The sequence below is a fragment of the Streptomyces nidicola genome, assembly GCF_050106155.1.
Classification (GTDB): domain Bacteria; phylum Actinomycetota; class Actinomycetes; order Streptomycetales; family Streptomycetaceae; genus Streptomyces.
In genome coordinates this window covers 943,962-968,490 of sequence record NZ_JBNBPI010000001.1, presented here as the reverse complement: position 1 = coordinate 968,490, position 24,529 = coordinate 943,962, and the positions used below count along the sequence as shown (strand labels likewise).

The following is a 24,529-nucleotide window of genomic DNA, read 5'->3' as shown; positions in this document are numbered from 1 at the left end:
GCACCACACGAGGTGGGCACATCGAACGATGCGGGCGCGCCGCACGGGGCCAAGGCCCCGCGGGCACCGTCATCAGGCGGCCCCACCGGGATCGCCGTCCTCGCGGTGCTCCTCGTCGCGACCGTCCTGGTGGGCATGTGGCATCTGACGCAGGGGACTTCGGGCGTCGGCGTCGGGGACCTGGTGCGGTATCTCGCCGGAGCGCGGGAGCACATCGGCGGGGCACCGGTCGGTGAGATCTTCACCGGCTCGCGCCTGCCGCGCCTGCTCGCGGGCGTGGCGGTCGGGTTCGCCCTCGGCGCGGCCGGAGCGCTGCTCCAGTCCGTCACGCGCAACGCCCTCGCCTCGCCCGACACCCTCGCGGTCACGGCCGGCGCCTACTTCACCCTCACGCTCGTCGCGGCCTTCGGTCTCGCCGTCCCGCTGTGGGCGTCCGGTGTCGTCGCCTTCGTCGGCGGCCTGACCGCGGCGGCGCTCGTGCTGCTTCTCGCGGGCCGGGCGGCGGGCACCGCGGGCACCCGCCTCATCCTCGCCGGATCGGCGACGGCGATGGCCCTGGACGCGGCGACCGGTGCGCTCCTCATCCTGTTCGACCAGAACACGACCGGCCTCTTCGCCTGGGGGAGCGGTTCGCTCGCGCAGCTGAACATCGACGCGGCCGTGCGCGCCTGGCCCCTCGTGGCCGTGGTGCTGTGCCTCGGCCTCGCGCTGTCCCGGCGCCTCGACGTGATGAACCTCGGCGACGACACCGCCGCCACCCTCGGCGTCCCGATCCGGACCACCCGCGTGACCGCCGTGCTCTGTGCGGTGCTGCTGACCAGTACGGCGGTCACCCTCGCAGGACCGATCGGCTTCGTCGGCCTCGGCGCACCCGTCCTCGTCCGCCTGCTCGCCGGGCGGGTCCGGGCGCTGCGCCGCCACCTGTACTCGGTGCCCGCGGCCGGGCTGCTCGGCGCGCTGCTCATCCTGCTCGCGGACGCGGGCCTGCGCGCGGTGCAGGGCGCGGACGGGGCGGCCGCCATCCCCACCGGTGTGCCGACCGCGCTGCTCGGCTCCGTCGTGATCGTGGTGCTCGCGCTGCGCCTGCGGGACACGGGCCAGGCTGCGCGGCCCCCGCACGCGCGGATCGCCGCACGGTCGCGGCGCGCGTACCTCCTCGTCGTGTCCGGCGCGGTGGCACTGCTGGCCGTGGCGGCCGTCGTGGCGGTCCTCGCGGGCAGTCTCTGGCTGCGGACCGGGGACATCGTGCTGTGGGCCCAGGGCCTGGCGCCGGATCTGATCGGCCAGGCGCTCGACGACCGGGTCCCGCGCGTGACCGCCGCGGTGTTCGCGGGCGCGGCGCTCGGGCTGGCCGGATGCGTCGTGCAGGGCACGGTACGCAACCCGTTGGCGGAGCCGGGCGTGCTGGGCATCACGGCGGGCGCCGGGCTGGGTGCGGCGAGCGTCGTCACGTCGGGCCTGCCCGGCCGACGGACGGTGCTCATCGTGGTGGCGGTCGCGGCGGGGCTCGCCACGTTCGCGGTGGTCGCCCTGCTGTCGTGGCGCGGCGGCTTCCTGCCCGACCGGTTCGTACTGATCGGCATCGGCTGCGGGTACGGACTCAGCGCCATCACCACCTTCCTCCTCCTGCGCGCCGACCCGTACAACACGCCCCGCATCTTCACCTGGCTGTCCGGTACGACCTACGGCCGCACGTTTCCCGATGTCGTACCGGTCGCGGTGGCCCTGGCGCTCGCGCTGCCCGTGCTGCTCGCCATGCGCGAGCGGCTCGACCTGCTCGCCGTCGACGAGGACACCCCGCGCATCGTCGGCGTCAAGGTCGAACGCACGCGTTTCACCGCGCTGGCGATCGCCGCCGTGCTCGCGGCGCTGAGCGTGGTCGCGGTCGGTGTCGTCGGTTTCGTGGGACTCGTCGCCCCGCACCTCGCCCGGTCACTGGTCGGATCCCGGCACGGCCGAGCGATCCCCGTCGCGATGCTGCTCGGAGCGGTGCTGGTCTGCGTGGCCGATGCCCTCGGCCGCACGCTCGTCGCACCCGCCCAGATGCCGGCGGGCCTCATGATCGCGCTGGTCGGCGCCCCGTACTTCGTGTGGGTGCTCCGGAAGTCCCGCGCATGACGCCGCGTCGCAGAATGTCCCCCGTCAAGGAAGCCCCCGTGCACCCCATCATCGTCGTCCCGTTCGAGTCCGATACATCACCGGCCTTGCTGAGGCGCCTCGCCCACCTCGACGTGCCCGAGCGCTGGCGCGCGGTCGACCGTTCCGCCCACGCCCCGCACATCGTCGCCGTCCCGGGCGACGATGACGACGCCACGGACTGGACCGGCGCCGCGCTCGTGTCGGCGCGCCCGGGCACCGCCTATCTGAAGATCGTCGACGCCGTCGGTGATGTGCGGGCGGCCGTCGCGGCCGTCGTCGCCCACGCACGCGACCAGGGCCTCGCGCAGGTCAAGTGGGAAGGCTGGACGGCGAGTTCGGAGGACGCGGCGGCCGCCGGCTTCACCCCGATGTGCCCTCCGCTCACGCCGCCCGACGACGCGACGGAGCCTGTTGCGGGGGACGCGACAGGGCCTGCTCCCGGTGACACGGCAGGCCCCGCCACCGGTTACGTACGCTGGCTGCACGACGGTGTGGCGAGCGAGCCCCCGCCCAACGAGCCCCCGTACTACGGGCAGACCACCCACTTCACATGCGGCGCCGTCACCGCCCTGCTCGCGCAGGCGCACGCGGGGACACTGCCGCCCGAGGCGCTCGACCGCCGGGCGGAGCTGGCGCTGTGGCGCGACGCGACCAATTTCCTTGCGTGCGAGCCCGTAGGACTTGGTGTCGCCGTGCGCCGGGCGTGGCCGTCGACGTCCGTGACGGTCCATCTCGACGTGGACCGCCCCGTCCTGCTCGACCATCTCCCGGACGGCGAACAGGAGTGGCGCGCCCTGCTGCAACGGGAGTCCCGCACGCAGGCCGCACACCTCGGCGTCCCCGTCGACGCACGCCACCTCTCCCTGGCCGCGATCCGCGCCGCGCTCGACCGGCGGGAACACGTGCTGCTCCTGGTGTCGCTCGCCGCGATGCAGGGCTTCGACGTGCCGCACTGGGTGCTCTGCCACGGCGTCGTCCCCGGAGCGGTCGTGATCGAGGACCCGTGGGCGAGCGCGGCGGCGGGGGACACCTGGGTCGACGCCCATCTGCTGCCCGTCGCCGACGCGTCGCTCGACGGGATGGCCACCGTCTCGGCGGACCGCTTCCGCGGCGCCGTGCGCATCGGCCACGCGCCGGAACCCGCCCCGTAGGAGCAACGACGAAGTCCCCGGCGCGGGGCGCCGGGGACTCGAAGTCGGCGGTGAGGAAAGCGAGGAGGCTAATTCATTGAAAGGAGTTGAGAAGGAAGCCCCCTCATGGCCTCACCGCGCTTGACGCTACCAGTCACTCGGGGATCGCGTCGCGCAGATTTTCCGGGGTGAGGATCCGCGACTCGGGGTGCAGCCCATCAGGGCGCTGCATCCCTATGTAGGTGACCGGCCCTTCCGGAACGCTCGCGCCGTCCCACATGGTCACCTCCGCATCGCCCATCAGGCCCAACAGCCAGCGAACGGTCAGGAATTCGCGCTCGACGATGCCGCGCGCCAGTGACTCCACCGTCACCCGGGTCTCCTCGACGCGGTTCGCGGCCGGCATGCCCTTGAGGTACAAGTGCAGCCAGTGCGCGCGCCATTGGCCGTCCGCGCCGCGCCGGAACACCAGCGGCAGCGCCACCCGGCCGGGGCCCCGCAGGTCCGACTTCATCCGCACGGTGCGCGGTTCGAACGGCCGCCCCTTCTGCTCGCCCTCCCGCAGCATGAACCCGAAGAACGACTCCTCGACGTCCATGAAGCCCTCCCCGGAGAACAGCAGGACCTGCGGCACGACGAAGCTGCCGCGCACCGCCCCGAGCCGCAGCTCGATGAACTCCGAGGCGCCCTCGGGCGCTTCGACGATGTCCCCGGAGTGCCGCCCCTCCACGTCCGTCAGCTGCGTGTACGAGAGCCAGGTGACCTGCTCGTAGTTCTCGTCGAGGATCACCGCGGACAGGTCGTAGTCGGTGGTCAGGCTCTTCTGCTTCCAGTACACGAAGAACCGCAGCAGTTCACCCCTGACCGGTGACACCGAGCCGCGCGGCAGCACACCCAGCCCGGCCGCGACCGCCTTGCCGCTGAGCGGCAGCGCGACATCGAGGACGTCCGGGTCGACGAGCACCGTGCCGGCCTCCGGCAGCCGGCGCGCGATCTCCGCGTCGAGCAGCCCGACCAGTCGCTCCTTGACGGAGTCCGGAAGGGCGGGACGCGTGTCCTCGGTGACCCAGGCGCGCCCGAGACGGTTGATGAACACCCGGCGCGCACCTGCCCGTTCGAGCCGGTCGCCGCGGTTCAGCAGGTGCTGGCGCACCGAGAGCAGGACCCGCCCGGAAACCTGCGGGACGGCCTCCTCGACGCCGGCGAGCACGGCCGTGCACTCCTCGTCCGTGCGGGCGGAACGCAACAGCCGGTCCACGGACCGCAGCAGCACGCCCGGCGTGGACTTCAGCAGCTCGACCGCGCCGAGCAGGTCGCCCCGGTCGAGCCGCTCCTCGGTCCGGCTCGCGAAGGTGCGCACCCGCTGCTCGCCGCGTGCCACCGCGAACACCTGGGCGGCGTACGGCCACTGGGGGAACTCGTGCGGGTGCAGCCGTTCGCCGAGGCGCTTCCACATCTCCCGGTGCGCGGCCACATCGGCGAGCTTCGCGGGCGCCGCGGCGACCACCGCGTTCAGGCCCGCGAGCAGCACACGGCGGGTGGGCCGCGACAGCTTCCCGAACCTGGTGGGCTCGACGAGGGACACGTCGCCGTCGGGTCCCGCCAGCGCGCAGGCAAGACGCAGCACATCGGTGACGGTGTCGAGAAGCAGGCCCGAACCCGCCCGCAGACGCGCCTTGTTGATGACCGCGCGGTTCTCCCGCACGGGGATCTCCTCGGGCTGCGGGCCGTCCACGCAGTGCTCCGCCAGTGCGTCGAGGTCGCGAAGGTCGTCCTCGCCCAGCGGTGTGCGGCTGCCCGCGAGCTTCAGGTACAGCTCGCGCACCTCGGCCGGCGCGTCCTGCCCGAGATGCAGCACCGTCATCCGGTCTCCGGCCGCCGCGATCAACTCGTCGTGGTGGCCGAGCATTTCGGTGTACGTGTGCTGGTAGCGGCCGTAGGTCGGCAGTGTCAGCAGATTCACCACGCCGGTGCTCAGCTGCTTGAGGGTGTCTTCTCGGGTGTCGTCGTCGGCGAGCGCCTCACGGATGCACCGCATCCAGAAGTCCAGGGTGTCCGGCACGTGCGCCGGGAAGTCGACGAAGTACGTGTTGTGCCGCACATGGTCACCGACCAGCTCACGCACACCGGCCAGCGTCCGCACGGCGACGTCGACCACCGCCCCCTCGGACAGCCCGGCCAGCCGCTCCAGCAGCGACGCGGACAGCTTGAAGCCCACGGACATCAGCGCGGCATCGAACTGCCGCGCGGCGACGGCACCTTCACCGGCCGCGCCCTCGGGGGCGGGCAGACGGTGGGTGTGCCGGACGACCAGCTGCTCGAGAGGATGAACCATGGGGGAATGGTGACAGCGGGGTGCAGGTGTGCGCACCCGGGTTTTTTGCGGCGTCTGCCTCCCGAGTACCACCGCCCCGCGGGCTGATCAACTCCCCGTTCGTGTCACGCAGTTGTCCACAGGCGCCGGGCCGTCCACAGATTGCGGCGGGCCGGCCGTTCCCGGCCCGTGGCGGGCTAGCTTCATGGGTGTGCGACGGCGCGGTGCCGGAGCGAGGAAGCGGCCGGGGAAGTGGCCGGGCGGATGACGGGGGAGCGGGTATGGGCAGTGGGCTGCCGGTGGTCGGAGTGAGTGTTCTTGTGTACGCGGTGGTGGGCGCCGGCGTGCTTTTCAGGGCCGCGGTGCGGCGGCTCGTTCGGGGGCGTGGACATGTATGACGTGACAGTGATCGTGCCCGCGCACAACGAGGAGGCCGGGCTTCCGGCGACCCTGGAGTCGATCGCGGCACAGACCGTGCCGCCGCGCAGGGTGATCGTGGTGGACGACGCGTCCGTCGACGCCACCGGTGAGGTCGCGAGACGGTACGGCGCCGAAGTGCTGCGCCCGCCGAGCAATCTCGGCAGCAAGGCGAAGGCGCAGAACCACGCGCTGCCGCACTGCACTTCGGAACTCGTGCTCGCGGTGGACGCGGACACCGTGCTCGCGCCGGACTACATCGAGAAGGTCGCGCCGGTCTTCGCCGATCCGCGCGTGACGGTCGCGGCGGGCAATGTGCAGACCCGGTTCGCCCGGACGCTGTGGGAGCGCGGCCGGTCGGTGGAGTATCTGCACGGATTCCACTGGCAGCGGCCGATCCAGGCGGGCGCGGGCAGCCCGATGGTGTGCTCGGGATGCTGCTCGATGTTCCGGCGCAGCGCCCTCGGGGAGCGCGGGTTCCCGGAGCGGACCATCGTGGAGGACATGGACTTCACGTGGTCCGAGCAGATCGCGGGACGGCGCGCGGTGTACGTGGGTGACGCGGAGGCCAGAGCGGCCGACCCGGAGAGCCTGCTGTATCTGCGCAAGCAGGTGTGGCGGTGGATGGCGGGCTTCTGTCAGAACGTGCGGTTGCACACCGGGCAGTTGGCGCTGCGCAAGCCGATGCTCGCGCTGTGGGTGGTCCTCGCGCTGATGGAGATTCTGCTCGCCCCGCTGTGGTGGGGCGCGCCCCTGGTGCTCACCCTCGGGTTCGGCCGCCCGGCCGCGGAGACGTTCGGCTGGTGGCTCGGGTCCGAACTCGGCCTGACCCTTCCGCCGTTGATCTATGCGGCGCGCCGACGGCGGGTGCCGTTGAGATCGGTGCTGGTGAATCTCCCGTGTGTGTATCCGACCAAGCTCGTCAACGTCGTCTACGCCTGGAAGGCGGTCGTGGTGGAGCTGGTCTTGGTGCCGCTGGGCCGGTCTGAAGGCCTGGTCGTGTACGAGAAGGGGCGGGCGCCGACGGCCATATGAGCCCGGCCGCGGAAATCCGCCCGAATGCCGCCAACCCGCCCGTGAGGTGACGCGATTCAAGATCCTGGACGGCTTCACTCGAACGTGTGGTGGGAGGTAGGGTCGCAAGCGGCAGCTGGGCTTCCGTGCCTGCCCTCCTACCCCCTCCCGCCCCGTCCCCTCCTCGCAGTCGGCCCCCACGCCCTGTTCCCCTCGAGGTCCGCATCCATGATTGAGATACCCGAGCTGGCCGCGGGTGCCCTGGCCGCCGGGACCGTGTCGGCGTTCGTGCTCGGCGGCGGGTTGCTGAAGGCCCGTCAACACAGCGACAGGCAGCGCGACGAGACCGATTCGCTCCGTTCCCGCCTCGAAGCCTCCCGCGAGGAGCTGGAGGCGGCCCGGGAGGAAGTCGACGATCTCGCCGCGGCGTTCGCCTCCGAGGTCGCCCACCTGTCCGGCACGCGCATGCCGGCCGCGGCCACCCACGCCGCCCACCCGCACTACCAGGTGCCAGGACCCCTCCAGCCCGACCTCGGCGGCAAGGAGCTGGCCGCCGGCCTCGATGCCGTGCTCGACGGGCTGCGCACCGCCATCGCCCAGGAGCGCAAGCGGGTCGACGCCGCCGCCCGCGCCGGGATGCGCGGTGCGACGCGCGAGATCCAGGCGGGCCTGTACCGGCTCCAGGATGTCCTGCGCGGGCTCCAGGAGCGTTACGACGACCCCGAGTTGGCGCAGACGCTGTTCGCGCTCGACCACGAGAACGAGCAGTCGCTGCGCCGGGCGCAGGTCGCCGCCGTGGTCTGTGGGGCCTGGGTCGGGCTCGCCCGTGGCGAGTCGTACCTGGTGGAGGCCGTCACCGGCGGCCAGTCGCGGCTCGCCGGGTACGAGCGGGTGGAGGTCCACAACCACCTGGAGGACGGCACCGGGCTTATCTCGCACGCCGTCGAGCCGGTCGCCATCATCGTGGCCGAACTGCTCGACAACGCCCTGCGCCACTCCTCGCCCGACACCACCGTGGGCGTGCACCTCGAGCGCGTCCACCATGGCGTCAGCGTGACCGTCGACGACGCCGGAGTCGGCATGAGCTCCGACGAGCGGGCGCATGCCCAGCGGATGGTGGCGGGGGAGCAGCCCATCCTCCTGTCGGAGCTCGGCGACCCGCCGCGCATGGGACTCGCCGCGATCGGCCAGCTGACCCGCCAGTTCGACCTGTCCGTCGACCTGTCGTCGCCCTCTCCGTACGGCGGCGTCCGCGCGGTCCTGCTCGTACGGGACCACCTCCTGTGCCGGATCGCCCCCGAGGAGCGCAGGCCGGCCGCGGCTGCTCCCCGGTCCACCCGCGACACCACGCGAGACGTCTCCCACGACGCCACCCACGCCCTCGCGGCGGACGAGGCGCCGGTGACGTCCGCGTCCGTGCCCGCACCGGCCCCGGCCCCGGACGCGGCCCCGGTGGTGACACCCACCCGGCCGGACACCACCTCGCTCACCGACGGCGACGAACTGCCGCGGCGGCGCCGCCGGGTCCGCACCGAAGCGAAGCCCGGCGCGAAGCCGGACGCGCAGTCCGAGGCTCAGTCCGACGCGCGTCCGGCTCCCTCCAAGCCGCGGCCCGCCGCGCACCGCAGCCCCGAGGAGCAGGCCGCCGCGCTCGGCGCCCTGCAAGCGGCCACCGCCGCGGCTCGGAGCGCCGCGCCGGGGGACGACGAGGCCGCACAGCAACCGCACGACACCGCGGGCGACCGCCCCGGCACCAGTGAAGGGAACACCCCCGATGAGTAGCCGTGACCTCGGCGACAGCGCTTGGGTCCTCGATCCGATCCTGGAGATCCCGCACGTCCAGGCCGCCGTCCTGCTCACCAGGGACGGCCTGGTCTCCGGGTACACCGAGGCGTTGACGCAGGCTTCCGCGGAGCGCGTCGCTGCCATCACCAGCACCGTGCAGGGCGCCTGTCGCACCGCGGCGGCCGCCTTCGCCGACCAGGAGTCCGCGGACGTACGTCAGGTGGTCATCGAGTCCGACCACGGCTACATCCTCGTCGCGCCCACCGCGCACGGCACCTGCGTGGCCGCCTTCGGAGACCCAGAGGTCCGGCTCGATCTGCTCGGTCACCGTGTCCACTCGCAGGTGGCCAGGCTGGGCGAGAAGGCCATGGCGGCGGCGCCCCGCGGGGCTGACGGCGGCATCGCCGGCGGCACTGGGGCATGACGGGCCGCCGGAGTGGCCGGCCGCTGGTCCCCGCGTACCTCGCCACCGGCGGGGTCGCGCAGCCCAGCCGCAACAGCCTGGAGCGGCTGTCCGTGCTGACCGGCGTCGGCGCGCCCTGGCCCGCCGCCCTGCCCGCCGCGCAGCACGCCCTGCTGCGCACCCTGGACGGCGGCTCGCTCACGGTGGTCGAGTCCGCCGCCCTGCTCGAACTGCCGGTCTCCGCCGTACGGGTGCTCGCCGCCGCACTGATCGACCAGGGGCTCGTGGGTGCCCGCCCACCGGTCCCGCCCGCCGCGCAGCCCGATCCCGATCTGCTGAAGAGAGTCGCCGATGGCCTCCGCGCCCTCAAGCGCTAAGTCCGCGCCCCCGAGCGCCGAGCCCGCGCCGCCGAGCGCGAAGAGCGCCGTGCATCTCCCGGACACCGCACGGGAGTTGGTGAAGATCCTGGTCACAGGGCCCTTCGGGGTGGGCAAGACCACCCTGATCGACTCCGTCTCCGAGATCCGCCCGCTGCACACCGAGGAGCAGCTCACCGAGGCGTCGGCCACGGTCGACGACCTCGCGGGCGTGCGAGAGAAGACGACCACGACCGTCGCCATCGACTTCGGGCGGATCAGCCTCAAGGGCGGGGCCGTCCTCTACCTGTTCGGCACCCCGGGGCAGGAGCGCTTCCGTGCGCTGTGGGACGACATCGCGTACGGCGCGCTCGGCGCCCTCGTGCTGGTCGACACCCGCAGGATCGACGAGTCCTTCGAGGTCCTCGGCCTCGTCGAGGAGTCGGGTCTGCCCTACGCCGTCGCCCTCAACACATTCCCGGACTCCCGCAGTTACACCGAGGAGCAGCTGCGGCTCTCCCTCGACCTGGACGACGACACCCCGATGGTGATCTGCGACGCCCGCGACACGCACTCCTCCGTCGACGCCCTGCTCGCCCTCGTGCAGCACCTGATCGACCGCACGATCCCGGAGCCCCGATGACGTATCCCGCGCAGGCCGAGGACTTCCACCTGTCCGCGCCGGTCCGCCTGTGGGAGGACGGCTTCGCCGCCGACCCGCACAGCTACTACGAGACCCTGCGCGCCCAGGGACCGGTCGGCCACGCCGAACTCGCCCCCGGCGTACCCGCGTACGTCGTCACGGACCGGCGGGCCGCCCTCGACCTGCTCCACGACGCCGAGGCCTGGTCGCACGACCCGCGGCCGTGGGAGGAGACCGTCGACGGCGACGCGCCGATCCTCGGCATGATGCGATGGCGGCCCAACGCCCTGTTCAACGACGGCGAGTTGCACGTCCGCTACCGGAGCTCCCTCTCCGACGCCTTCGACCTGGTGGAGCCGCACGACCTGCGCGAGCGGGTGCACCGCGCCGTGGACGTGCTGGCCGCCCGGATGGCGTCCCGGGGGCGGGCCGACCTCGTGAGCGAGTTCGCCCGGCCGCTGATGTCGCTGGTCTTCAACGACCTCTTCGGACTGCCCGACAGCGAGAGCGACCGGCTCCAGGACGCCATCGCGCGCGTGATGGACGGCGGCGACCAGGCGGCGCGCGGCGAGGAGGAGTTCGGGCGCTACATCCTGGACCTCGTCGCCGCCAAGAGCGCGCGGCGCGGCCAGGACCTCACCAGCTGGCTGCTCGACCACCCCCTCGGACTCACCCCCGAGGAGGTCACCTGGCAGGTCTTCCTCATGCTCGGCGCGGGCCACGAGCCCACCGCCAACCTCGTCTCCAACGCCCTGTCGCGGATCCTCGGCAACCCGGCGTACTACTCGACGCTGACCAGCGGCTCCCGGCCGGTCATGGACGCGGTCGTCGAGGTCCTGCGGCACGAGACACCGCTGGCCAACTACGGCATCCACTTCGCCCGCAAGCCGCTCACGTTCCACGGCGTGTGGGTGCGCGCCGCCGTCCCCGTCGTCATCTCCTACGGGGCCATAGGACTCACCGCGGAGGAGGCCGCCACGCGGTCCCCGGCCGCACGCCACCCGCAGGACGCCTCGCACCTGTCTTGGTCGGCCGGAGAGCACTCCTGCCCGGTCAAGCAGCACACCCTGCTCATCGCCACCGAGGCCATCGAACGCCTCACCCAGTGGCTCCCCGACCTGGAGCCGACCACCCCGCGCGAGCAACTGACCTGGCGCACCGGGCCGTTCCACCGCTCCCTGACGGAACTGCCCGTCCGCTTCGTCCCCCGTACCGCATCCCAGTCAGGAGCGTCCGAGTGACCGAGACCGCGTCTTCGCCCCGTATCGCCATCGACCCGTTCGGCGCCGACCTGCCGGCCGAGGCCGCCCGACTGCGCGCGGCGGGATCCGTGGTCCCCGTCGAACTGCCCGGCGGGATCCCGGCCTGGGCACCGACCCGCTACGACACCCTCCGTTCACTGATCCTGGACCCGCAGGTGAGCAAGGACCCGCGCAAGCACTGGTCGCTCTGGCCCGAGGTCGGCGAACACCCCGAGTGGGGCTGGGTGCTCGGCTGGGTCGGCGTGGTCAACATGCTCTCCACGTACGGCCCCGACCACACGCGGCTGCGCAAGCTCGTCGCTCCCAGCTTCACCGCCCGCCGCACCGAGCTGATGCGCCCGCGCGTCGAGAAGATCACCGATGAGCTCCTCGCGGCCCTGGACGCGGCGGCGGCCGACGAGGTCGTGGATCTGCGCCCCCTGTACGCCAACCAGCTGCCGATGCAGCTGATCTGTGAACTCTTCGGCGTCCCCGACCACTTGCTCGAACCGGTCGAGCGCCTCGTCGACGCCATCATGGACACCTCCGACCCGAGCCCCGAGCACGGCGCGTTCGTGCAGGAGCAGATCGGCGCCGTGCTGCCGGCGATCATCGCCCACCGCACCGAGCACCCCGGCGACGACATGACCACCGAGCTGCTGCGGGTGCGCGCGGAGGACGGCGACCGGCTCAGCGACGAGGAGCTGCTCTACACCCTGCTCCTCGTCATCGGCGCCGGCTTCGAGACGACCGTCAATCTGATCGGCAACGCGGTCGTCGCCCTGCTCACCCACCCCGAACAGCTGGCCGCCGTCCGCGCGGGCGAGATCGGCTGGGACGCCGTCATCGACGAGACGCTGCGCGTGCACCCCTCCATCGCCAGTCTGCCGCTGCGGTTCGCGGTCACCGACGTGACCGTCGACGGCGTGACGATCCCGGCCGGCGACGCCATCCTCACCACGTACGCCGCCTCGGGCTACGACCCCGAACACTACGGACCCACGGCCTCGGAGTTCGACGCGACCCACGCCGCCGACGACCACATGTCCTTCGGCATCGGCGTCCACCGCTGCATCGGCGCCCCGCTCGCCCGCCTGGAGGCCCGCACCGCCCTGCCCGCCCTCTTCGACCGCTACCCGGACCTGCGCCTCGCCGTCGGGGCGGAGGACCTGCGCCAGGTCCCGTCGTTCATCGCGTACGGCTGGCAGCAGATCCCGGTGCACCTGCACGGCTGAGCCGCACCGGTCCCGGCCGGCCCGTCATGCCGAGAGGGTCACCGTCACCTTGACGTGCTTCATGATGGGCTGGTCGCTCTGTGTGCTGTGGTCGCCGATCGCGCACAGCACGTTCATCTCCGGCATGTACCCGGCCGCGCAGCCGCGCGGGATGTCGTACGGGACGGCCAGATAGCCCGCGAGGCTGCGCCGGCTGCCGTCCCTGGCGGTGCTCGTGATGTCAACCGGGTCGAACTCGCCGATGCCGCGCTCACGCATGTCGTCCTGGTTCAGGAAGACCAGCGTGCGCAGGTTCTTGATGCCCCGGTAGCGGTCGTTGTCCGAGTAGATCGTCGTGTTCCACTGGTCGTGGGAGCGCATCGTGCCCAGCGCCAGGGTGCCGGGCTCCGGGACGACGTCGGGCAGCGGGGCGGCGGAGAACTCGGCGCGGCCCGAGTCGGTGAGGAAGACCAACTCCCGTGCGGGCTGCTTGATACGGAAGCCGAGCGGGAGGCGCACCCGGCGGTTGCAGTCCTCGAACCCGTCGATGACCTGCGCCATGGTGTCGCGGACGCGGTCGTAGTCCTCGACGTACCACTCCCAGGGCGTGGCGCTGTCGGGCAGCGAGGCGCGCGCCATGCCCGCGATGATCGCGGGCTCGGACAGCAGGTGCTTGGACGCGGGGCGCTTCATGCCGACGGACAGGTGCACCATGCTCATCGAGTCCTCGACGGATGTGGCCTGCAAGCCGCCGCGTTGCTGGTCCTTCTCGGTGCGGCCCAGGCACGGCAGGATCAACGCCCTGCGGCCGTGCACCAGATGGCTGCGGTTGAGCTTGGTACTCACCTGCACCGTCAGCTCACAGGTGCGCAACGCCTCGTACGTATAAGGGGTGTCGGGCGCCGCGAGCGCGAAGTTGCCGCCCATGCCGACGAACACCTTCACGTCGCCGCGCCGCATCGCCTCGATCGTGCCGACGGTGTCGAGCCCGTGCGCACGCGGCGCGTCGATGTCGCAGGCCTCCGCGAGCCGGGTCAGGAACGCGTCGCTCGGCCGGTGGTCGATGCCGCAGGTCCGGTTGCCCTGGACGTTGCTGTGCCCGCGCACGGGGGAGGGGCCCGCGCCCTCGCGGCCCAGATTGCCGCGCAGCAGAAGGACGTTGACGATCTCGCGGACCGTGTCGACGCCGTGCTCGTGCTGCGTCACGCCCAGACACCAGCTGATGATGCTGCGGTCCGCGTCGCGGTACACGCGGGCCGCCTTGAGGACGGCGTCGCGGCTCAGCCCCGACTGGCGCTCGATCTCGTCCCAGGAAGTCGCCTCGCACAGCGCGCGGTACGCGTCGAAGCCCTCGGTGTGGCGGTCGATGAACTCCCGGTCGAGCGCCTTCGGATCCGAGCCGGACTGCTCCAGGACCGCCTTGGCGATGCCGCGCAGGAACGCCATGTCGCCGCCGATGCGCACCTGGAGGTTCAGGGTGCTGGTCCGCGTCGCCTTGTTGAGCGCCATGTCCTTGAAGTCGTGCGGGATGATCGTGCGGGTCGCCGCCGCTTCGACGAGCGGGTTGACGTGCACGACCTGCGCGCCGCGCTGGTACGCCTCGGCCAGCGCGGTGAGCATTCGTGGGGCGTTGGAGGCCGCGTTGACACCCATGATGAACAGGGCGTCCGTGGCCTCCCAGTCCGCGAGGTCGCAGGTGCCCTTGCCGGTACCCAGGGACGCCTGAAGGGCGCGGCCGCTGGCCTCGTGGCACATGTTGGAGCAGTCGGGCAGGTTGTTCGTGCCCAGTTCGCGCGCCCACAGCTGGTAGAGGAACGTGGCCTCGTTGCCGAGCCGCCCCGACGTGTAGAACGAGGCCTGGTTCGGGTTGTCCAGCTCCCGCACCGTCCGGCCCACCAGCTCGAACGCGTCCTTCCAGCTGATGGGGACGTAGTGGTCGGTGTCCGGGTCGTAGCTCATCGGCTCGGTCAGCCGGCCCTGGTCCTCGAGCGCGAAGTCACTCCACCCGGACAGCTCGCTCACCGAGTGCGCGGCGAAGAACTCGCGCCCGACCCGCTTGCGCGTCATCTCCCAGGTGACGTGCTTGATCCCGTTCTCGCAGATGTCCAGGTGCAGGCCCTTGCGGTCGTCCGGCCAGGCGCAGCCGGGACAGTCGAAGCCGCCGTTCTCGTGGTTCATCTTCAGGATGGCCCGGGGCCCGTCGAGCAGTTCGCGCTCGCGCACCATGAACCGGGTGACGCTCTTGGCCGCGCCCCAGCCCGCCGCCGGGTGATGGTACGGATGGAAGTCCGGCTTCTCGTCGGGCGCAGGGCCGACGCGCGGCTCGGGTGTGTCCTGACCGTCCTGGGAGGCGTTCACGGGGCTCATTCCTTGTCGGTGGAGTTCCTGCGAATCGTGCAGTGCAGGGTGTCGTTCTGCACGTCGGCGACGATCGTGTCGCCCGGATCGGCCTCGCCGCCGAGCAGCAGGGACGCGATGCGGTTGTCGAGCTCGGTCTGGATGGTGCGGCGCAGCGGACGGGCGCCGAACTCCGGCTGGTGGCCGTGCGCGATCAGCAGCTTCTTGGCCGCCTCGGTGACCTCGAGTTTCAGCCCCTGCGCGTGCACCCGGCGCTCGCTCTGGTCCAGCAGGTGGTCGACGATCCGGCCGAGGTCGTCCTCGGTGAGGCTGTGGAAGACGATGATGTCGTCGATGCGGTTGAGGAACTCCGGCAGGAAACGGCCCCGCAGCTCCTCCATCAGCTCGTCCTTGAGCTCGGCGGCGTCGCCCTGGTGGGCGAGGATGCGGTGGGCGCCGATGTTGGACGTCATGATGACCACGCAGTGCCGGAAGTCGACGGTGCGGCCCTGGGAGTCGGTGAGCCGTCCGTCGTCGAGGATCTGCAGCAGCGTGTTGAAGATGTCGGGGTGCGCCTTCTCGACCTCGTCGAACAGCACGACGCTGTAGGGCTGGCGGCGGACCTTCTCGGTGAGCTGCCCCGCCTCGTCGTAGCCGACGTAACCGGGAGGGGCGCCGACGAGCCGGGCGACGGTGTGCTTCTCCTGGAACTCGCTCATGTCGAAGCGGACCATGCGGCTCTCGTCGCCGAACAGCAACTCGGCCAGGGTCTTGGCGAGTTCGGTCTTGCCGACGCCGGTCGGGCCGAGGAAGAGGAACGAGCCGACGGGCCGGTTCGGGTCGCCCATGCCCGCCCGGTTGCGGCGCACCGCCTCGGAGACCGAGGTGACCGCCTCGTCCTGCCCGACGATGCGGGCGTGCATCTCCTCCTCGAGGCGCAGCAGCCGCTCCTTCTCGCCGGCCGTCAGCTGGGCGACCGGGATGCCGGTGCGGCGCGACACGATGTCGGCGATGTCGCCCGCCGTCACCGAGACCACGCCCTCACGGCGCTCCTCGATCCCGGCGACCTCGCCCTCCACCTCGGCGATCTGCTTCTTCAGCTCGGAGGCCTTCTCGAAGTCCTCGGACGCGACGGCCTGGTCCTTCTCCCGCGTCAGCTTGGCGATCCGGTCCTCGCGCTCGACGACCTCGGTGGAACGGCTCGCATTGCGCAGCCGCACCCGGGCGCCCGCCTGGTCCATCAGGTCGATGGCCTTGTCGGGCAGGAACCGGTCGCTGATGTAGCGGTCCGACAGCTCCGCCGCGGCGGTCAACGCGCCGTCGGCGAACCGGACTTGGTGGTGCGCCTCGTACGCGTCCCGCAGCCCCTCCAGGATCTGCACGGTCTCCTCGACCGTCGGCTCCGGGATGAGCACGGGCTGGAAGCGGCGCTCCAGCGCGGCGTCCTTCTCGATGTGCTTGCGGTACTCGTCGATGGTGGTGGCTCCGACGACGTGCAACTCACCGCGCGCCAGGGCCGGTTTGAGCATGTTGCCGGCGTCCATGGAGCCCTCGCCGGTGGCGCCCGCGCCGACGACGGTGTGCAGCTCGTCGATGAACAGGATGATGTCGCCGCCGGCGTTCTGGACGTCCTCGATGACCTTCTTCAGACGTTCCTCGAACTGGCCGCGGTACTGCGCCCCCGCCACCATCGCGGACAGGTCGAGGGAGACGACCCGCTTGTCCTTGAGAGTGTCGGGCACCTCGCCCGCGACGATGCGCTGGGCGAGCCCCTCGACGATGGCGGTCTTGCCGACGCCGGGCTCGCCGATCAGCACGGGGTTGTTCTTGGAGCGCCGGGAGAGGATCTCCACGGTCTGCTCGATCTCCTCGGCGCGGCCCACGACCGGATCGAGCTTGCCGGCCTTGGCCTCTTCCGTGAGATCGCGGCCGAACTCGTCGAGCGTCGTGGACGCCCCCGTCGACCCGCCGCCACCGCCGCCGCTTTCCGGCCGGGCCGCCTGCTCCGTGGCGTTCGCCAGCCGCTGCGGATCGAGGCCGCCCGCGCTCAGCAGCCGCGCCGCTCCCGTCCCGGGGTCGGCGATCAGGGCGCCGAGGATGTGCTCGGGCCCGATGTAGGAGACGCCCGCGGCCTGGGACTGGGCGTGGGCGGCGGCCAGCGAACGCTTGGCCGCGGGGGTGAGCCCCGGCTCCGCGGACGGCTGTCCCGCCTCCTGCGGAAGGATCCTGGCGATCTCCTCCGCGAGCCGGTCGGGGTCCACGCCGGCCTGCTCAAGCACCCGGCGGGACGGCTCCACCTTGGTCGTCGCCCACAGCAGATGTTCGGTGTCCAGATCGGATGTGCCGTCGTCATGGGCCTTCTGCGCGGCCAGGTTGAGCAGCTCCTGGGACGACTCGGTGAGCAGCCGGCCGATGGGCACGCGCTGCACCGCCGGTGGCGAGCTCGCGGGGGACGTACCGAAGAACCGGTTGAACATCTCACTGAAGGGGTCCGAGGGACCGAACCCGAACGGCGACATCGACATGGTGACTCCAAGTGCGCAATGGGTTTCTCCAAGCCAACCCCTGCCCCTGACCCCCCGCAAGCTGATCTTCGCAGAGCGGACGCCACGGCCCGACGCCCTTCGGTAATTCTGGTAATCGCCACAAAAACCTTTGTCGAGCGGCACAAGGCGGCCGTCGATTCAACCATGATGATTCAATATGGCGGAATTCAAATAGATTCTTTGTTTGACTTGTCCGGTGATTTCCCGGACGGTGAGAAAGAGATTCCCGGGTCGTTTGGACAGCTGAGTGAGACACCTGCCGCGTGTGGCCGAGCGGGTACGGCGGGCGCTCTCGCCGCGTGGCGCCCTCGCGTTGCACAGCGAGGACGGAACCTTTTCGTTCGGGCTCCGAGCCGCCCTTGCCATGGCCCTGGTCGCCGTCCCGATGGCACTCGCCGGGCAGGCCGAAGCGTCCGTCTACGCCATGCTGGGCGCATTCACCACGACGTTCGGACGTAACTTCCCTTACGCCCGCCGGGCCCGGGTGCTCGCGCTTGTCGCGCTCTCCATGACGGCCTCCGTCGGGGCCGGGGCGGCGCTCGGCGTCTGGGCCCGGCCGCAGGACGGGGGAGCGGGCGCCGCCGTGGTGGTCGCCGCCATGGCGGTCGTGGCCGGGGCCGCGAAGATCGGCTGCGACGCGGCCCGGTTGCGGGGGCTCGGCGCGGTCCTGCTGCTGTTCTCGTTCGCGGTGTCCGCCTACGGGGCCCCGGCACCGTCCGACGTTCCGGAACGCACCGCCCTGGCGGCACTGGGCGCGGCCGTGGCCTGGGCGCTGGCGATGGTCGGCCGGTACGCGCATCCGGACCGGCCCCAACGGCTGGCCGTGGCCGTGGCGCTGCGTGAGCTCGCCGGGCTGCTCGACGCCGCCACCGACGACGGCGGGACGGACCGGGTCGCGCGCCACCGGGCGACGGCCGCCGTGCTCGAGGCGCACCGGGCCCTCGGCCTGGCGCCCGCGACCGCCGCCGAACGCGGGAGCGAGGGCGGGCCCTGCGTCCGCCTGGCAGCCATCTCCTGGTCCGTGCTGATCCGCTCGGCGAGCCGTCCGCCGGACCTGCCGGCGGGGCTGGCCGGGCATCTGCGCGGACAGGCCGTCATCCTCCTCGGGCGTCGCCGCGGGGAGCCGGAGCTGCTCCCCGGCGTGGCGGCGCTCGCGGAGATCGGAACCGGGACACGTGCGCGCGACACCCGCGGTGCTCAACCCGCCGCACCGGCCCGCGCGGACGCGCCACTCGCCCTGGAACGGCGGGCCGCGGTCCTGACCGTCGGGCGCCGCGCCGACGCGGCAGGCCGCGCCTCCCGCCGCGCCGTCCTGCTCGTGCCCGCCCTGCGCATGACGCTCGGCACCGGCCTGGCCGGAGGCATCGCCCTGCTGCTCGGCCTGGGCCACGGCTACTGGGCGGCGATCTCCGCGGCCGCCGTGCTCCACTCGATCAACGTGCGCACCGCCGCCCAGCGCGCCGTCCAGCGCACCCTGGGCACCGCGGCCGGACTGGCGCTCGCCGTCGCCGTGCTGGCCATGCACCCCGGGCCCCTGACGCTCGTCCTCGTCATCGTGCTCCTGGAGTTCCTGCTGGAGTACGGGGTCGCGCACAACTACGGCATCGGGGTCGTGTTCCTGACGCCCCTGGCCCTGCTGATGAGCGACCTGGCGAGCCCCGTGTCGGCCGAGGACCTGGTCCAGGACCGTGTGCTGGGCAGCGTCGTGGGGATCGTGGTGGCCCTGCTGTGCGCGCTCGTCCTCATCCACGGTCGGGCGGCGGAGCGGGTGCGGCGCGCGCTGACGGCATGCGGCGCCGCGGCCGAACTCGCCGAGCGGGCCCTGGCGAACCCGGACGCCTCCACGCTGCCGGAGCTGCGGTCGCGGCTGGCCGAGGCCGTCGTCGAACTGCGCGAGGCCGACGACGCCGCGGCCGGCGAACTGTGGCCCGCCGAGCTCGACCCCACCGAACTCGCCGCCGCCGAACAGCGCGCGCACCGGATCCTGCGACGCCTGGAGTGACGGCTCCAGCCGTCGTCAGCCGGCCGTGTGTCGTCAGCCCTCGGCATCCAGTCGGACGGCGTCCGTCGCGGTCACCAGTTCCGCCAGCGAGCGCGGATCACTGAGCGAGCGGCCGGTGAGTTCGCGGACGCGGTTGAGCCGGTACCGGACGGTGTTCGGGTGGCAGTGCAGCACGCGCGCCGCGCTCTCGGCGGACCCGGCCTGATCGACGTAGGCCCGCAGCGTCCGCAGCAGCGCGACGCGGTCCTCCTGCGGCAGGGTGAGCACAGGACCGAGCACCTCTTTGGCCAGGCGCCGCCCCTCGTCCGGGTCGTAGGCGATGAGCGCGGCAAGGGGGCTGGCGCTGAACTCCCGTACCCCGGCCGTCCCGGCGGGGATGTCGGCGAGCGCCGTCCGGGCGAGGTGAAGGGCGCGGGGCGTGTCGGCGAGCGACGCGTACGAGGGGCTCACACCGGTACGGGACGTGGCGGCGGCACGCAGCACGCCCAGGACTTCGGCGCGCTGCTCGTCGCGCAGCGCGATCACCCCGGCCTGGAGGACGGGGGTGAGATGCCAGGCCGACACGATGCCGAGCCCGCCCAGCATGCGTTCCACGCCGACCAGGCTCTCCTCGGCGAGACCGGCGGTCTCCGCGGCCGCCACCATCAGCCGCGTGTCGAGGGGCAGCCCCAGCAGCCTGCCGACCTCCCACGAACCGGACTCGGGCACCAGCTGACCGGTGAACAGCGCCTCCATGAGGGCCGAACGCCGCCGCTGCTGCGCGACCAGCAGCTCCGCGGTCGCCGAGCGGTAGGCCTCCGTGAGGGCCAGCGCGTGCTCGTCGGAGAGCCGCCACAGCGTGCTCGACGCGGCGAGCAGCGCGTCCAGGAAGTCGGGGCGGGCGACGCGCCGGGCGTGCTCGACGAACAGGTCCCAGAGCATGGCGCAGGCGATGCGGTAGCAGCGCAGCACCTCGGGCAGCGGCGCCCGCTGGTGCGCGCGGCGCCGCCCCGTGTCGGCGGGCGCCGACAGATCGGTGCCGGTCCTGGGCCCGGCGAGACCGTCGAGGATGAACTGCAGGTTGACCGCGACGGAGGCGCGCAACTCCGCGCCCGGGACGATGCTTTCGTCGCGGTAGAGGTCGATACGGTCGCGGGTGGCCGCGCACACGTCGTCGATCAGGCGGGGCAGTTGCTGCTCCGCCCACGCGACCAGCTCACCGAGCAGAGGGTTCGGCACCGGGCCGTCCGTGTCCGCGATGTGCCCAGCCATGAGTGCTTCCCCTGTCGTGCCGGAGGTGGGGGCCCAGAAGTAGCCGTGGCGCGTCGTGATCGTCAAGTCGGCGCGGCCGTGTCGCGACGACCACCGGGGGCGATGTGGCGCGGACCCGTCTAGTGTGACGAGCCATGAGCGCCTGGTTGCCGTCGTCCGCGGTTCCCCGCCTGGCCGTCTCCGTGGGGGTCGGCCTCGTGGCCGCGGTGGCCGTCGGCATTCCGGTCGGTGTGCCCATGGGCATCCTCGCGGGCATCGCCGCCGCGGAACTCCTCTTCGTGGTGACGGGCTGGCTGGTGATGTGGCCGATGGACGCCGACGCCACCCGCCGCGAGGCCAGGCGTGAGGACTTCGCCCCCGTCACCGAGGAGTTCGCGGTGGTCGGCACGGCACTGTGCGGGCTGGGAGCCATCGTGGTGCTGCTGCTCCTCGACGGCTCCCGGGACCGGCACGCGGGCGCCGCGGTCGCTCTGGGCGGTGTGTTCATGGCGTGGGCGGCCCTGCACCTGATGTATGCCGCGCGCTACGCCTACCTCTACTACCAGGGCTCCGCGGGCGGAATCGACTTCAACTCCGAGGACCCTCCGTCGTACCGGGACTTCTTCTACTTCAGCTACAACCTCGGCATGACGTACCAGGTCTCCGACACCGACGTCTCCAGCTCGGTGATCCGGTCGGTCGTGCTGCGGCACTCGCTCCTTTCGTACCTCTTCGGCACCAGCCTTCTGGCCACCGCCATCAATTTGGTCGCGGGCATGGTCACCGGCTGACGGACCGGCGCCGCTCGGCGCGGGGTCAGCCCGTGAAGCGCGCCGCCGCCCGGCTGTTGTGGAGGTACTGCGCCCGGCCGTCCGCGTCCTTGCCGATCAGGACGAACACCTCGTGTCGCCCCGCGCGTTCCTCGACGGTGATCAGGCGGTCGGGGCCGAGGCCCACCAACTGCTGGGTGATGCTGTCCTTGCCGAGCAGCACCCTGGCCTCGCTGGTGCGCGGCGTGGTGGTCAGCGACGTGGTGCCGTCGTCGTGGACGGTGAGGTCGAAGTCGAGCAGCGTGGAGCGGTACGTGCCGGTGGCGCGGTGCGCGTCGACCGGGGCCGGCTCCTCGGGGACCCGCGGCAGGGCCGGCAGCCGGGCGCCGGCGAGTTCGGCGAGGAGGTGACCGCCGACGTCCTGGAAGAGGGCCGCCGCGTCGCCGCCGTTGGTGAGCACGGCGACGGCGACGCCCGCCTCCGGCACGACCCGCAAGAACGCGTACTGCCCGATCGTGCCGCCGTCGTGGCCGATCATGGAGTGTTCGGGCTGGTCGTACAGCATCCAGCCGAGCCCCCAGCGGTCGCCCAGCGCCCCCAGGGGCGGCGCCGTCACCTGCGTCTCGCGCATCACGTCGAACGCGCGCTCATCCAGGTGCAGTTGGACGAACCCGAGCAGGCTGGGCGCCGGCATCGCCAGTGCGGCGCCTGCCGGGGCGGTGGAGGGCGGCAGGCCGTAGACCGGCGCGGGCTGCGGGTCGGGGCCGAGGTGGCCGATGGCCGGCAGTTCCAGGATGGCCTCGCCGACATGGGTCGCCACATGGGCGAGGCCGAGAGGCGCGATCAGGTGCTCGCGCAGCGCCGCGTTGAAGGTCTGCTCGCGCAGCACCTCGACGAGGCGGCCGAGGACGACGTAGCCGCTGTTGCAGTACGAGAACTGTTCGCCCGGCGGGTACAGCTGCTCGGCGTCGGCCAGGGTGGGCAGATAGCGCTCGATCGCGTCGTCGTTCGCGCCCGTGTCGGTGAACCGGTCGCCCTCGATGCCCGAGGTGTGGCAGAGGAGTTGGCGGACGGTGACGGTGGCGGCGGCGTGCTCGTCGGCCAGGGCGAACTCCGGCAGGTACTGCCGCACCGGGCGGTCCAGGTCGAGCCGGCCCTCGTTCACCAGCTGCTGGATCAGGGTCGCCGTCCAGACCTTGGTGATCGACCCGATCTGGAAGACCGCGTCCGGGGCGACGGGAACCCCGGTGGTCCTGTTCACCACACCCGCGGCCGCGTCCACCACCTCGCCGTCCACGAGCACGGCGACCTGGGCGCCGGGCACCTTGTGCACGGATATCAGCTTGGGCAGATGCTCCGTGATCCAGGCCTGGGCGGTGGACGCTCGTGACATGGCTTCTCCCTCGTGGCGCGTGCTCATGGGCGCAGGCTCGTCGGCGCAGGTGAGTCAGCCAATGGTGCTACCAGGCCCGGCGTTTCGGAACAGGGCGGTGCCGGGCGCCGGTCGCGGGAGGGGTCAGAGGCCGAGGCCCGCGTGGGCGAGGGCCTGTTTGAGCAGGGCGCCGTGGCCGCCGGGCATCTCGTTCTGCACGGCGGGCGAGAGCGCTTCCTCGGGGCTGAACCAGACCAGGTCGAGCGCGTCCTGCCGGGGCTGGCAGTCCCCGGCGACCGGAACGATGTAGGCCAGCGAGACCGCGTGCTGGCGCGGGTCGTGGTACGGCGTGACGCCTTGCGTCGGGAAGTACTCGGCGACGGTGAACGGTTGCAGGGAGGCCGGCACCCGGGGCAGCGCCACCGGGCCGAGGTCCTTTTCGAGGTGGCGCAGGAGGGCGTCACGGACCCGTTCGTGATGCAGCACGCGGCCGGAGACCAGCGCGCGGCTCACGTTGCCGTCGGGGCCGATGCGGAGCAGCACTCCTACGCTGGTCACCTCGCCGCTGTCCGCGACGCGCACCGGCACGGCTTCGACGTAGAGGATCGGCATGCGGGCACGGACCAGCTCCAGCTCGTCCGAGGCCAGCCACCCGGGCGTTGTCTCTGTCATGTCGGGCATGGCGTGATCATATTTCAGCGGCTCCGGTCTGTGGCCGAATTGGCCCCGGCCGGGCGGCGGGCCGCCGATCCGACGGCCCGCGAGTCCCGCCCCGACGGTCCTACTTGGCGGTGTGCGTCGGGTAGACCTGGACGTCGGTGTAGGCGCCCTTGATGTCTCCCGCGCCCGCGGGCCAGTCCAGGGTCACGGAGTGGGTCTCGTTCGGGGGCGTCACCAGGATGTTGGTCGGGGACGAGAGGCTCTCACCGGAGTTGTCGATGTCGTAGGCGAGGTTGAACACCGCGGCGTCGCCCGGCTTCAGGGTGGTGACACGCGGCTCGGCGTGGCCGCGCTCGATGGGGTTCGAGGTGTTGTCCTCGTCCTTGATGTCGACGCCCGCGAAGCCGGTCGCCGAGCACGTGGTCGAACCCCGGTTGACCATGGAGATGTTGATGCGTCCTGTGGTCTCGTCGGGCGCGGCGTCCACGGCGTCGATGGCCAGGTCCTCCGTCTTGCAGAAGGTGGCCTTGGTGCCGGAAACCGTCCCGGTGTTCGCGGCGCCGGCCTTGACCTCGGTGCCGCTGCCGGAGCCCGCCTTCGCGTCGCCGGCCTCCGACTTCGAGCCGCTGTCGGAGGACGCGGACGAAGAAGTGGCCGAGGAGTCCTTGGCGGAGGCGTCCGTACCGGAGTCACCGCCACCGCAGGCGGTGAGCGAGAGGGTGGCGGCGACACCGAGGGCGGCGAAAGCGGAGATGCGGGTGTACTTCATGGGGTTCCCCCGTGGGTGGCTCGGTGTGTGCGGTCTGAAGTATTTGTATCCCGCACCGAGTCACAGGCAGTGCTGCGAGGTGTCTTCGTTCTGTCACAGGCTCACCGTGTAAGGGCAGGTGACAGCCCGACCGGCCGGCCCCGTAGGTGCCTCGGGGCCGGCCGGTGGAAGGTCACTCAGGGGGCTT

18 protein-coding genes are annotated in these 24,529 nt (G+C 72.0%); 11 read left to right on the top strand and 7 right to left on the bottom strand.

The genetic code is table 11. From position 1 onward, the window contains the following. The first annotated feature begins 12 nt into the window (after nt 1-12). Both ACOKM3_RS04535 and ACOKM3_RS04530 read left to right on the top strand, forming a co-directional pair. Complete coding sequence (locus ACOKM3_RS04535) at nt 13-2,118, top strand: iron ABC transporter permease (protein WP_426906702.1); 2,106 nt, start codon at nt 13-15, stop codon at nt 2,116-2,118. Nucleotides 2,119-2,132: 14 nt separating this feature from the next. Further along, complete coding sequence (locus ACOKM3_RS04530) at nt 2,133-3,290, top strand: peptidase C39 family protein (protein ID WP_426897117.1); 1,158 nt, start codon at nt 2,133-2,135, stop codon at nt 3,288-3,290. 133 nt (nt 3,291-3,423) lie between these two features. Here the strand turns inward: ACOKM3_RS04530 and ACOKM3_RS04525 are convergent, their stop codons facing one another. Further along, a complete protein-coding gene (locus ACOKM3_RS04525; protein WP_426897115.1) occupies nt 3,424-5,604 on the bottom strand; it encodes a TerD family protein in 2,181 nt (726 codons plus the stop codon). Nucleotides 5,605-5,973: 369 nt separating this feature from the next. On the opposite strand from ACOKM3_RS04525, the gene ACOKM3_RS04520 reads away from it, so the two are divergent. The 7 genes from ACOKM3_RS04520 (at nt 5,974) to ACOKM3_RS04490 (ending at nt 12,677) form a co-directional block, all read left to right on the top strand. Continuing rightward, nucleotides 5,974-7,035, top strand: a complete 1,062-nt coding sequence (locus ACOKM3_RS04520) for a glycosyltransferase family 2 protein (protein WP_426897113.1) — start codon at nt 5,974-5,976, stop codon at nt 7,033-7,035. A gap of 207 nt (nt 7,036-7,242) precedes the next feature. After that, nucleotides 7,243-8,796, top strand: coding sequence for an ATP-binding protein (locus ACOKM3_RS04515; protein WP_426897111.1), 1,554 nt, complete (start codon nt 7,243-7,245; stop codon nt 8,794-8,796). Next, on the top strand, nt 8,789-9,223 hold the full coding sequence (locus tag ACOKM3_RS04510) for a roadblock/LC7 domain-containing protein (protein ID WP_426897109.1): 435 nt from the start codon (nt 8,789-8,791) through the stop codon (nt 9,221-9,223). Before ACOKM3_RS04515 ends, ACOKM3_RS04510 begins: the two co-directional genes overlap by 8 nt. Next, nucleotides 9,220-9,579, top strand: a complete 360-nt coding sequence (locus tag ACOKM3_RS04505; protein WP_426897107.1) for a DUF742 domain-containing protein — start codon at nt 9,220-9,222, stop codon at nt 9,577-9,579. The genes ACOKM3_RS04510 and ACOKM3_RS04505 overlap by 4 nt, the downstream gene beginning before the upstream one ends. Next, complete coding sequence (locus tag ACOKM3_RS04500; protein WP_426897105.1) at nt 9,554-10,201, top strand: GTP-binding protein; 648 nt, start codon at nt 9,554-9,556, stop codon at nt 10,199-10,201. Before ACOKM3_RS04505 ends, ACOKM3_RS04500 begins: the two co-directional genes overlap by 26 nt. Further along, nucleotides 10,198-11,442, top strand: a complete 1,245-nt coding sequence (locus tag ACOKM3_RS04495) for a cytochrome P450 family protein (RefSeq protein ID WP_426897103.1) — start codon at nt 10,198-10,200, stop codon at nt 11,440-11,442. Before ACOKM3_RS04500 ends, ACOKM3_RS04495 begins: the two co-directional genes overlap by 4 nt. Further along, nucleotides 11,439-12,677: a cytochrome P450 family protein gene (locus ACOKM3_RS04490; RefSeq protein WP_426897101.1), complete on the top strand. Its 1,239-nt coding sequence runs from the start codon at nt 11,439-11,441 to the stop codon at nt 12,675-12,677. Before ACOKM3_RS04495 ends, ACOKM3_RS04490 begins: the two co-directional genes overlap by 4 nt. Nucleotides 12,678-12,701: 24 nt before the next feature. Here the strand turns inward: ACOKM3_RS04490 and ACOKM3_RS04485 are convergent, their stop codons facing one another. Further along, a complete protein-coding gene (locus ACOKM3_RS04485; RefSeq protein ID WP_426897099.1) occupies nt 12,702-15,023 on the bottom strand; it encodes an FdhF/YdeP family oxidoreductase in 2,322 nt (773 codons plus the stop codon). Then, a complete protein-coding gene (locus ACOKM3_RS04480; protein ID WP_426897097.1) occupies nt 15,020-17,518 on the bottom strand; it encodes an ATP-dependent Clp protease ATP-binding subunit in 2,499 nt (832 codons plus the stop codon). The genes ACOKM3_RS04485 and ACOKM3_RS04480 overlap by 4 nt, the downstream gene beginning before the upstream one ends. Nucleotides 17,519-17,903: 385 nt before the next feature. On the opposite strand from ACOKM3_RS04480, the gene ACOKM3_RS04475 reads away from it, so the two are divergent. Then, a complete protein-coding gene (locus tag ACOKM3_RS04475) occupies nt 17,904-19,541 on the top strand; it encodes an FUSC family protein (RefSeq protein WP_426906701.1) in 1,638 nt (545 codons plus the stop codon). Between the two features lie 33 nt (nt 19,542-19,574). Here ACOKM3_RS04475 and ACOKM3_RS04470 read toward each other — a convergent pair whose 3' ends face one another. After that, nucleotides 19,575-20,792: a PucR family transcriptional regulator gene (locus ACOKM3_RS04470; RefSeq protein WP_426897095.1), complete on the bottom strand. Its 1,218-nt coding sequence runs from the start codon at nt 20,790-20,792 to the stop codon at nt 19,575-19,577. Nucleotides 20,793-20,926: 134 nt separating this feature from the next. Between ACOKM3_RS04470 and ACOKM3_RS04465 the strand changes: the two genes are divergently transcribed. Beyond that, a complete protein-coding gene (locus ACOKM3_RS04465; protein ID WP_426897093.1) occupies nt 20,927-21,562 on the top strand; it encodes a DUF1345 domain-containing protein in 636 nt (211 codons plus the stop codon). A gap of 25 nt (nt 21,563-21,587) precedes the next feature. On the opposite strand, the gene ACOKM3_RS04460 is transcribed toward ACOKM3_RS04465, so the two are convergent. From ACOKM3_RS04460 to ACOKM3_RS04450, 3 genes are all read right to left on the bottom strand, one after another. After that, nucleotides 21,588-22,934 (bottom strand): serine hydrolase domain-containing protein, encoded by a 1,347-nt coding sequence (locus ACOKM3_RS04460; RefSeq protein ID WP_426897091.1) that lies wholly within the window; start codon nt 22,932-22,934, stop codon nt 21,588-21,590. 123 nt (nt 22,935-23,057) lie between these two features. Next, entirely contained in the window at nt 23,058-23,585 is a 528-nt protein-coding gene (locus ACOKM3_RS04455; RefSeq protein WP_426906700.1) for an NUDIX hydrolase family protein, read from the bottom strand. 109 nt (nt 23,586-23,694) lie between these two features. Continuing rightward, entirely contained in the window at nt 23,695-24,342 is a 648-nt protein-coding gene (locus ACOKM3_RS04450) for a DUF4232 domain-containing protein (protein WP_426897089.1), read from the bottom strand. Nucleotides 24,343-24,529: the final 187 nt, after the last annotated feature.